We start from the raw sequence: 11819 nt of genomic DNA on the forward strand, positions 1-11819 counted from the left end.
TCCGGTCTGTTTTCTCCACCCGTGTTCGGTAATAATATTCGGGTGGACGGTAAAACGCGTGTTATCGGCTTTTCAGGCGATACGGCGATTATTGAGGTGTATCTCCGCTGGGACAACTCTTGGCGGGATGATTTCAACTGGGACGCTGCATGGGTGTTCTTTAAATTCAAAAAGCGGGGCTTAGAGAATCTGTGGCAGCATGCGTATTTAGGTTCTTCGGGACATGTATTGAGCCCGGCTGCCGGCAATGAGGACGGTGGATACGCGTATATGGTCGGTACGAACAGCAGCAAGGTAAACGGATTGTATGTGATGCGTGAGAGGATTTCGGAGGGAAATGTGAGTGTACGGTTGCAAGCGAAATGGCCATTAAAGGGTACGGGGTTGAGTAAAAGCGATTTCGGCGAAGCGTTGAATGAAATCTACGTTGCCGTTCACGCCATCGAAATGGTGTATGTTCCGTATGGGGCATATTATTTGGGCGATGCGTATTCCCACAAGAGTTTTGCGGTGGGCGATACGGCAGCCGTTATCATTGATTCCGAGAATGCTTTAACCCTTTCTGCAAAGAACGGTACTCCCAATGTCTCTTTATCGGCTTCTTATCCGAAAGGCTATGCGGGTTTTTATATCATGAAGTACGAAACGAGCCAGGAGCAGTATGTGGAATTTTTAAATTCACTCACTCTTGAGCAACAGAAAGCACGGGTTGCCAATAATAACTTCTCTACGATGCAGCGGGGGGATTATGTGTTTGGAGACCTCCACACTCCGAATTGCCGGAACGGTATCGTATTTATCGAACAGCGGCAACCGAATACGCCCGCGGTATTCGGGAATAATCTAAATCCAAGTAACGACCTCTTCAGTACGGACGATGGACAAACACTCGCCTGCAATTACATGAGCATAGAAGATATGATTGCTTATTGCAGTTGGAGCGGATTACGTCCGATGAGTGAATTGGAGTATGAAAAGGCCTGCCGTCGGTTTTATCCTCAGATACCGGACAAGGGAGAATACGCCTGGAATACGAACAACGGCATTAACCGATTGACCGGATTAGGTGATTTAAATTACCGGGGCGACCAACGGGAGCAGGCATTGAGTTATTTGAAAAACGTAAACAGCGGTACAAGTAACAGCATCAATGGTCCCGTTCGATGCGGATTGTTTGCTACATCGGCTACGAATCAGACCCAGGCAGGCGCCACGTATTGGGCAGTGATGGAAATGAGCGGCAATCTGAAAGAATTGTGTGCGAATGTAAACTACACGAACCTTGACGGCGGGAGTTGCGGTGCGGGAGTGTACAATGCCAATCTTTGGGACAAGACAGCGACGAGATATGGTGTTCGTGGAGGAGGATTCAACAGTGCGGATGATTTGTTGCGCACCTCGGACAGAACGGAAGCGATGAACTATTTCACAAGCATCACCCAACGCGACAGCACGGTGGGATTCCGGGGCGTTTATAATCTTTCAGGGATTGAAATAGACGGTGGGGAAATTCAGGGCGATACGACCTGCCCCGGGAATGAGTTGCATATTGTCAATATACAATTGCCTTCCTGTCCTGATTTCCCCGATATGCGTTTCCAATACAATTGGTATGTAAAAAAGCCCGGAGAAGCGAAATTTGATATAATTCCCGATGCCAACGGGGAGTCGTTGGTGTACAATAATTTTGTCAATACCGGCACCACTTTTGTAAGGTATCAGTTCAAACGTGTGGGAATCTGTGCCGTAGGCATGGCGGAAACAGTGACGAATGTGTATGTGGCACCTCTTCCGTGGACAATTTCATTGGACACGTATACCAATGTTTACCCCTCTTTTACCGTAAATTCAACCTGGGGAAACATGCCGCAGGCTCACTGGAAACTGGATAATGCTCCCGCAGGAATATCAATTTCTAATCATGGTGTCGTATCGGGTTTGACTTCCAATTCCGTATTTTGGGTAGATGTGACGGTTTCATCGGATAAATGTCCGGGGCAGTTGTGGACAAAAACGTTGGAAATACGAAGAGAGTTTGCTTATACGGGAAGTTCGCAGTCTATCACACTAGAACCGGGTAAATATAAAATGGAATGCTGGGGTGCACAAGGAACTAGTGGAAATTGGCCTTCGTTTGGTGGTAAGGGGCATCCGGGTAAGGGTGGATATACTGTAGGAACTTTAGAATTAAATACTCAAAAAGAATTGTATGTATATGTGGGAGGAGAAAATGAAACTTTTAATGGAGCAGGTAATGGGAATAAAGGACGTATGGGAGGAGGGGCTTCCGATATTCGTTTAGTAGGAGGTGTTTGGAATAATATGGCAGGATTGTGCTCAAGAATTATGGTGGCTGCTGGAGGTGGAGGAGATGAATGGGGATATACTGTAGGGGGTGCTGGAGGTGGTTTAAATGGAGGAAACGGAACTCAAGCACGCTCTTATTCTCCTCCGGGACGCGGTGCTACACAAACGAGTGGAGGTACAGGAAAAGTAAAGGGTAGTTTTGGTCAGGGGGGAATGGGTACCGGTAGCGTAGATTATGGAGGATGTGGTGGTGGAGGTTATTATGGTGGAGGTACAGGATATTATGCTGGAGGTGGTGGCGGAGGTTCTTCTTTTATTTCCGGTCATAGCGGGTGCGATGCGATTAGTGCCTCGTCTACATCGGGTACAATTGTTCATACGGGACAATCTATTCACTATTCTGGGCTATTTTTTACAAATACATCAATGACTTCCGGAATAAGAGAAGGAAATGGTCAGGTACGAATTACACCGCTGAATTAAACGTGGAGAAAAGGGACAATGGAGCAGTGGAAAAAGCCATTTTTCCACTGCTCTATTTTTGCCAATTTTTTTACTCCAAAAAATGAAGGATATGTTTTCTACTAAAAAAGAGGCTCTTTTTGCATCAAAAACATACTCTTTTTGTACTGAAAAGAGCCTCTTTTTTTCAAAGGGAGTATCCATTTTCAATTAACACCTGCAAAAAACAAATAAGTGACTGATATTAAAAATATTAGCAATCATTGTTTAGATACATCCGGCTTAATGACCCAACCCGTTATTTTTAAACCTATCGTTTTGCTACCGAAAACCTATCATTTTTACCTCAAAAACGATAGGTTTTTTATACGAAAACGATAGGTTTTCTGAAAAGGGGTATTTTTAGCTAAAAAGATATACGATTTCATGATGAAAAATCTAAAGAGATTAAAAAGATGAATTCATTGTAGATTCGCTGGGGTAAATGGGTAGTAATTATAAGAAAAACGGGCGCTTGTATCAAAATTAGTATATCTTTTATCTTGGGAATGGCGTATGAGGAGATAGGTAAGAATTATAATAAAAGAAAGCTATGAACAGGATAAAAGTTTTATTAGGAGTTGTTGTCGCTTTTTACGGCAATACTTCCCAGGGATTAGCCTGTACGGGTGTTTCGCTGACGGCGAAGGACGGCGCTTATGTGCAGGCGCGTACGATTGAGTGGTCGCGCGGGATTTTAGAGAGTGAATATGTGATTATCCCCCGCGGGGAGCGCTTGCAGTCATTTACTCCGACGGGAAGAAACGGTTTGAGTTTTACGGCAAAGTACGGCGTTGTGGGGTTGGCTGTCGTACAGAAGGAGTTTATTGCTGAAGGAATGAATGAAGCCGGACTTTCCGCCGGATTGTTTTTCTTCCCCAATTATGGCAGTTATGAAAAGTATGATTCGACCCGGAATGCCCGTACGCTGGGAGACCTGCAGGCGGTGGCCTGGATGTTGGCGCAGTTTGCTACGATTGATGAGGTAAAAGCGGCTCTTCCGTCGGTACGTATTGTGGGACTGGAGGCAACGTCCGTTGTGCACTGGCGGTTGGGAGAGCCTTCGGGGAGGCAGGTCGTGCTGGAGATTGTAAATGGGGTGCCGCATTTTTATGAGAATGCGGTCGGGGTGTTGACCAATGCTCCCGGTTTTGAGTGGCATATGACGAATCTGAATAATTATGTGAATCTTTATCCCGGCGGGGCACCCGACAGAAGTTTGGGCGGTGTGACCCTTCGCCCGATAGGTGGTAATTCGGGATTTCTTGGAATCCCCGGAGATGCCACCCCGCCGTCCCGGTTTGTACGGGCTGCGTTTTACAGGAATACGGCTCCGCAGCGTGCTACCGCTTTTGAAACGGTGCAGCAGTGTTTTCATCTGTTGAACAATTTTGATATACCTATCGGTATTCAGTTGCCTGCCGGTGAAGTACCGGATATACCGAGTGCTACGCAGTGGACGTCGGCAATTGATTTAACGAACCGCCGGGTGTATTATAAAACGGCTTACAATAATTCGATACGTTGTATTGATTTGAAACAGGTGGATTTCGGTAAAGTGAAGTACGGTGCTTATCCGTTAGATAAGGTGAAAGAGCAGCCGGTGGAAATGATTGCAATTCGATGATAATAAAAAAAGAGACTTGAAAAAGTCTCTTTTTTATTACCATCGAAAGATAGAGATTTATAATTTAATAAAGAAATGATAGAGATAAACGTCACTAAGGGGTCTTTTAGCTATCGATTGTATTTGTTTTGAGTTGTCGATAATTTCTAAAATTTCATCACATGACCAAATAGAATTTTTCTCTTTGCTTAATTCCATTATCCATGAATTTATTCGATTAATCCATGTATTTATAGTATTATTATCACAAATAAAACCAACTATTCCGCAATAATTTATACCAATACCATGTTTCCCTGTTTTGAATCGTTCTATACCTCCATTATTGTTATTACCAATGACGTATTCTTTCTCTCGTAGTGTAAAGTGATCTGGTGCAGGGAGAATTTTTGCTTCTACAATGAATATTGGTTCATGAGATACACCTTCTTCTAAAGGTAAATAAGCAAAGTCTGGAATTCCTTTTGTTTTATAAAAATTGTCTGTGTATTCTTTTTCAATCCTAAGAGAATTTATGTGTTTTCTTAGTTGAATGTCATTTTGGATTATAAATTCTTGTACTAAAGATTTTTCACTTGATAAATTTGGGTTTTTATGACATTTTAAAGTTTTGATAAAAGGATCGTAAGTATCGTATAGAGACTGAATTATTTTTCCTAGAGTTGAATTAGGTTTTATTGCTGGAAATTTTCCGTAAGGTACTGTGCTTGTTATTCCTATTATTTTATTCATATTTAATAACCCGCTTTGGATAAGTCAATAATACATTTGTCTGCATCTCTATAGGCTATTGATGGAATCCAGTACCGATATAGATTAGGCTTAATAAAAATTATTGTGTTTTCTTCATATATCTTGATGATTCTTGTTGATGTTAATGAAGAAGAAATCTGATTTATAGCAATACCTCCAATGTTATATGGAACCGACCGATTAATGATGGTAGATACATCCGTATGTTTGTCATATTTAAAAATGGCGGCTATGTAGGAATTATTATATATCGGAAATATTTCGCTTAACCTAAATTCTTGGTTCTCTTGTTTGTAAATAGCATTTAAAACTTTACAGAATTCATTACCGTATTTTTGCATATATGCAAATAGATTTTTTGAGGAAATAGGTTTCATTGCTTCTGAATTTTCTCCATGTCGAAGGAAATATTGAAAAATATTCAGAGTGTCAGTAATTACATTCATATCAGAACTTGATAATAAATTCTTAATTTTGCCGTTGTAATATGGTAAATTTTCTATATCCTCTTTTTTAATAGCTGTATTTTTACATATTAATGCTTTGCTGGATGTTGCAATTACGTAGAATTGTAAATATTCTAAATTGTTATTTAAATATTCTTTGATTGCAATTAATTTCTTCTCATTTTTTTCATGTCCTTTAGCATAAATACCTACAATTTCATTTGAATATGGAATAAGTTGATTATTAAAAGCAAATGGAAGAGTTGTATTTTCTTTAATTAATAAATTTGGTGGTAGAAATTTATTGTGATTTATATTTTTAAATGATTCATAATAATTTGCGGGGATAGTTTCCTTGTCTATTTTATTAATATGAAATTGTTTGTTTTCAAGACTGTCAGCACCGCATTCCCCTTCAACAAAGATGAAATCATCATGAAATACGGACTTCAATGTGTTCAATGAACTTAATTTATCTACAATAGTTCGTATTCTTCCTCCTCCAATTAAATTGAATTTCCAAATATGGGGATTATTAATTGCATCATATCTGTTGACAAAATGTCGATCATAATCATCAATGTCAAAAGATAAACGCTCTTTTAGAGATTTGGTTCTTCTAAAAGTAAGATGAAGTATGTTTTTTAAATTATTTGGTGGTTGATTTCTTGTAAAAATAGCAAGAGTATCAACTTCAACTCCATTATCCCATAAGGCGGCATTTCTTGAAAGTGCCGTAAAGTCAAATATCTTTTCTACATTATAGTTTGAAAAGAAGTTTTTTTTGAATTCAATAGCTGTTGTATTATATAATAGTGGTGCGGATTTAACAATCAAGCATTGCATCCCATTGGAATGGAGAAATGATAAGGATTTGGCGAGAAATTTTAATGCAATTTGTTTTGATGGAATACTAATTGTTTTTTCCGAAATTTCAGTTTTCCAAAAGTTTTTTTTAATCCCTGTTAAATTACCACTTCGGCGAAAAGGAGGGTTGCCAATTATTAAATTAAATTTTTTTTGTTTTAATTTATTATAATTTTCTGTTTGAGTATTAAAATCTGTAATGTTTGTATCATTTTGTGATTTAGGAGTCAATTCGTCAATAAAAAAGTCTGTATTTAATATATTAGAAGAGGTTAAGTCATCAAATTTTAATTCTGTAATGATTTGTAATGGAGATAATTCATCACATAAGGCTAAACATAAACTGAATGCTGCAAGTGTTGTAGCCTGTTTTTCTTTATCGACTCCATAAATACATGATAACAGATTTTTTAAATCATGTAATGTTGGTTTCTTATTAAAATCGTTTTGTTGTAATCTCCACCATTGAACTAAGCGTTTAAAGGCAAAGACAAGAAATATTCCTGACCCACAAGCTGGATCTAAAATTTTATATTTTTTTAAATCTATTTTTTCATAGTCTTTTAGCGCCATAGATTCATCAATAAGTAACCGTGCTAAGTGGGCTGGGGTGTAATAAAGTCCACTATCATGTCTATTTTCTCCAAGGAATTCTTCATATAAGCGGCTTATTAATTCAACAGGCACGTAACTAAATTCATAGTATCGGATAAGTTCTAATACTAGTTGTTTTTTGTCATTTGGCTCCTCATATCCTTTGAGCGCTTTTATCAAAAGAGTCAGGTCAATTTTTCTTAACAGACTTTTTTCTTTATCACTCCATTCAAAAACATTCCCATTAAAATCCTTTTTTAATTTATCTAATAGATGAATTAAATTATCATTGTTACTCAATACCTCTATAAAAGAAGCGGCATTATTGTATTCTTTAAAATATTTGTCTTGAAACAGATTTCGTCCACTTTCGTCTTTGCGTTCTTCAAGATATTTTATAAGAATTGATTGAATTATAACTTTATTTATGATTTCAGTTTCATTATTAAAAGTTTTGGCGTATTCGTTTTTTAATTCTTTTATCCAATTTATTAAAATATTATATGAGGAATTAGACTTAAAGTTAAATCTATTTTTGTTTTCTTCCTCTTCCCAAAAAAGGCCAGTTTTTATCTTTACTGCAAATAAATTATTATATGTATTATTTGCTGTATGAATTAATGATATTGTATTTAAAAAGACTGGTTTGTTATTTTTTACATGTGTGGTACAATCTATAATTTTAATTTCGGTATCATAAAATATACATACTAATGGTACATTGCCGCTGCTCCAAACTTTTTTTTGTAGTAATGTTAAGGCATCCTCGTTATAGAGTTGTCCTGTATAATCATATATGTATATTTGAGGATTATAATAATGACCTAATTCTTTTCTGAAAAAGACACCTGTGGCGTCAAATTTTTGTGCAGTATCCAAATGAAATTTAATGTGTAAATCAGCAATTTCATTTTTAGATTCGCATAGAAAAAAGCAATCATTAAGTTCTTTATCAAATCCAATTGCTTTAAAACCTTTATTTAATGCTGTGAAATTCATTTGGATATACACTCCTCTTAGATTATTATACAAATATAAGGATTATAATTAGAATTTCATAAGCTTGGGTTTAAGTTTGTTTTTAAGTTATGTACAATATAAAAAAAACTCCTAAAAAAGAATTTTTTAGGAGTTTTGTGGGTCCTGAGGGATTCGAACCCCCGACCCTCTGGGTGTAAACCAGATGCTCTGAACCAACTGAGCTAAGAACCCTTGCAATTCTGATTGAATAGCGGATGCAAATGTAGCGCTTTTTTGGAATGTGCCAAAATTTTATACTATTTTTTTAACCATTTGGAGAAGATTTCGTCGAATAGTTCCCCTCTTGTGAGGCGTCCGCGGTCTAAGCAGACGGATTCGACTTTCCCGCGTGCACACAGTTTTAGGTCGGGCAGGCGATAGATGTCTTCAAAGAAGACGAGTTTTACACCTTCACGGGCGATGTTTAGTTTTACGACGAAACGGTCTCCGCTTATTAGGGATGTTTTGTATTCTATTTCGACTTTGGCGACGACGGCGTCGATTCCCTGTTGGTGAAGCTGGCCGAAGTTGGCGCCCGCTTTTTCAAGAAATTCATGCCGGGCGTGTTCCATGTAATGCTGGTAGTTGGCGTTATTGACAATGCATTGTAGGTCGCATTCGTAGTCACGCACTTTCATTTCCAATTCAAACTGGTATTCTTTCATTGAGATTCCGATTAGAATTCTCAAAAATAGGAAAAAAAGCCGAAAGGGTCAAAAGAAGAGAAAAGTTGAAAGGATTGCCTTTCAACTTTTCGATTTTTTGAAAAATGTCGGTTGATTCTGCCTTTTTTTGAGGCAATCATTCATTTTTTCCTCGATTTTCCTTTTGCATTCTTCTTTTTGTTTTTGAAAGTTGTCTCTAAAATATTCGGCAGATTTATTGTTTGATGTTTCTTGTTTATTCATGTTTTTCGGGTTTTGCGTTATTATTCTGTATATAAGAACGCATTGTTGCCCGGAAAGTTTCCCAATAATAGCTTATCTTCCTTAATTTTTCGTTTTACTCGCTCTTTAGAGTCTCTACCGGGTTAATGGTAGCGGCTTTCCAACTCTGATAACTTACCGTCAGCAGGGTGATGATTAATGTCATGACACCGGCCAACAGGAATACCCACCAATGTATCGCAACGCGGTAGGGGAAGCCGGCCAACCAGGTGCTGACAATATACCAGGCCACCGGAACAGCCAATACGAAGGAGATGGTAATCAGTTTCAAAAAGCCTTTGTTCAGCATAACCAACATTTGTGTTTCCGTGGCTCCGTTCACTTTGCGGATACCTATTTCTTTGACTTTATAACGGGCATTAAACAATATCAGACCGTAAATTCCCATCAAGGCAATGATAATGGTAATCAATCCGAAGATTGAAATCAATTTGGCAAAGTTCGCTTCTTTCCGGTACATTAATTCCATGGTTTCATCCAAGAATTTTACATCGCCCCCCTTGTCGGAGAATTTCCGGTATGTCCGGTGGATAAAATCAATGGTTGCCGGCAGATTCTTGCCGCTTATCTTGATTAAGGCGTTGCTACCCTGTCCCTGGTCGTCTCCGCAGACGAAAGCCATCGGAGAGATTTCCTCACGTACGGAACGGAAATTGATATCTTCGCACACTCCGACGACTTGTCCCATGTTGCGGAAGCATCCGACCTCTTTGCCGATAATGTTTTCGATGTCGAATTTGTTTACGAATTTTTGGTTGAAGATAATTTTGTTCACGTTCTTTTCGTTATGCTCGAAGAAATCGGTACCCTCCACCAGTTTAATATTGAAAAAACGGAGGAAATTATGGGCTACTGGCCAGGCATAAAACTGTACCTGCTTCCCGTCAAACATACGTCCCCAACCCATACCGACCGATCCGGGCAGAAAGCGGCTTGTCGTATAATCCAGAATTTCCGGACGGGTTCTCAATTCATTTTCAAAGGCATTCAGTTGCTTAAACAAATCTTCATTCAGGGTGACATACACGACATTTTCCCGGTCATACCCCGGGTTCATATCCCGCATGTACTGATGTTGCAGTTTGATAAAAACGGCTACGGTAATCAATATGATTGTCGTGAGGAACTGGAATAATAACAACGCGTTCCGCAGGCGGATGCCTTTGGGCGTCAGTGCAAATGTTCCTTTTAATACCAATGCCGGAGAGAATGAGGTCATATAATATGCGGGATAAAGTCCTGCAATAATTCCCATAATGCAGGCGAGAGTGGTAATTCCCAAAATGACATGCCAATTGGCTGCGAAAGTCAGATTGGCTGTGAAGAAATTGGAAATGGGAGATGCCGTAAACAGAGACGTCCATACGAATGAGAGCCCGAAAGCCAGCAGCGAAAGCAGTAAAGATTCAAAGACGATACCTTTGCGCAACAGTCCCTGCATGGCGCCCATGACTTTTTGGGTATTGATCCGCTTTATCCGGAGAGGAGCCAAAGCCGTTGAAAAATTGATGAAATTCACATAAGCGATACCGATGATGATAATCGCGATGGCAATCAGGCATAACGTTGTATTCAAATTCCCTTTCTCTCCGATGTCGGACTGTGCCTTAAAATAAATATCCTTCATCGGTGTCAGAAAGAAATTCAACCTTTTCTCTCCGGTCTCCGATTTGCCGTAGGTGTCCAGTTCGTTTATCTTGTTCGCTACCTCTTCCGGTGATGCTCCCTTTGCAAGTTTATAATAAGGAACATAAGACCATTCCGACCAATCATCGTTTTTTAAGAGTGTGAGGATACGGGGCCTGATGGAGCTATTTTCAGGAAAATCTTTATAAATCAATGCTACCGTAACAGGAGAATTGCCTATATTGATATTTTTTCCCAAGGCCGATTCCGTACCGAAAAACTTTTTGGCTATTTCTTCCGATAAAGCGATGGAATACTCGCTTTCCAGACTGCTTTTCGGATCGCCGGCTATAATTTCCGGTGAGAATACATCGAAGAAACCGGGGGTAACTCTGAATAAGGATACCCAGTATTCTATTTTATTTTCCAAACTGTCTGTCGTGCTTATCGGTACATCCCATCCTGTCCCTGTGCAGCAAAAAGCTTCTATTTCGGGTATATTTTTCACAAAATCCTGCGTGCCCGGTATACAATAGTTGGCACTGTAGGAAGTACCGACGTTGTCGTAATACTCTTGCAGGAAGATACGTTCTTTGTCCTTGAATGACTGGTTGTAGCCAAATTCATAGAATACTTGAAAAGAGATGACCGTCAAAATCGTAAAGGCAACGGACAACCCGATTAAGTTTAAGACAAACGATAGTTTGTTTCGTTTCAGCGTGATAAGAAATTCTCGCAACATGGTTTTGTATTTTAATAAATGAAATAACTATTTCTGATATTCTTTTAGCAATATGTATGCCATTTGTCTTATATGGTTGTATATCATGTGTTTGTGTGTTCTTTTGATTCATTCGATTGTCAAAAATATAGACATCCGTTGTCAAAAAAATAGACGTATGTATAAATCCGTTTTTCATATCTTTGCAAACAGAAATAGGCACTTATATACAACTTTACACCAAATCAATTTTAAAAAGAATCGCCATCAATTTTATGGCGATTTTTTCATTCATTTTTTCTTGCGAGGAACTTTGGTTGAAACAGCCTTCCTCATCATTAACATGAATTCATTCGGTTCTTCTTCCGGCACCTCATCATGTCCCTTTAATCCAATTCCTATCAAAGTCA

6 protein-coding genes and 1 tRNA gene are annotated in these 11819 nt (G+C 38.8%); 2 read left to right on the top strand and 5 right to left on the bottom strand.

Annotated elements, in window-relative coordinates; genetic code table 11:
* Positions 1 to 2790: glycine-rich protein (locus NFR61_RS10575; RefSeq protein WP_251623884.1), on the top strand; the 2790-nt coding region annotated here is incomplete at its 5' end.
* Positions 2791 to 3361: 571 nt separating this feature from the next.
* Positions 3362 to 4435, top strand: a complete 1074-nt coding sequence (locus tag NFR61_RS10580; protein WP_251623886.1) for a linear amide C-N hydrolase — start codon at positions 3362 to 3364, stop codon at positions 4433 to 4435.
* 57 nt (positions 4436 to 4492) lie between these two features.
* On the opposite strand, the gene NFR61_RS10585 is transcribed toward NFR61_RS10580, so the two are convergent.
* The 5 genes from NFR61_RS10585 to NFR61_RS10605 form a co-directional block, all read right to left on the bottom strand.
* Entirely contained in the window at positions 4493 to 5167 is a 675-nt protein-coding gene (locus NFR61_RS10585; protein WP_251623888.1) for a hypothetical protein, read from the bottom strand.
* Positions 5168 to 5169: 2 nt separating this feature from the next.
* Positions 5170 to 8094: an HsdM family class I SAM-dependent methyltransferase gene (locus NFR61_RS10590; RefSeq protein ID WP_251623890.1), complete on the bottom strand. Its 2925-nt coding sequence runs from the start codon at positions 8092 to 8094 to the stop codon at positions 5170 to 5172.
* Between the two features lie 138 nt (positions 8095 to 8232).
* A tRNA-Val gene (locus NFR61_RS10595) sits at positions 8233 to 8307 on the bottom strand.
* 65 nt (positions 8308 to 8372) lie between these two features.
* Positions 8373 to 8780 carry an acyl-CoA thioesterase gene (locus NFR61_RS10600; protein ID WP_251623892.1) on the bottom strand — a complete coding sequence of 136 codons (408 nt, stop codon included), beginning with the start codon at positions 8778 to 8780 and terminating at the stop codon, positions 8373 to 8375.
* A gap of 337 nt (positions 8781 to 9117) precedes the next feature.
* Positions 9118 to 11430 carry an ABC transporter permease gene (locus tag NFR61_RS10605; RefSeq protein ID WP_251623900.1) on the bottom strand — a complete coding sequence of 771 codons (2313 nt, stop codon included), beginning with the start codon at positions 11428 to 11430 and terminating at the stop codon, positions 9118 to 9120.
* Between the last annotated feature and the right edge of the window lie 389 nt (positions 11431 to 11819).

Source organism: Odoribacter lunatus (assembly GCF_943193135.1).
Taxonomy (GTDB): domain Bacteria; phylum Bacteroidota; class Bacteroidia; order Bacteroidales; family Marinifilaceae; genus Culturomica; species Culturomica lunata.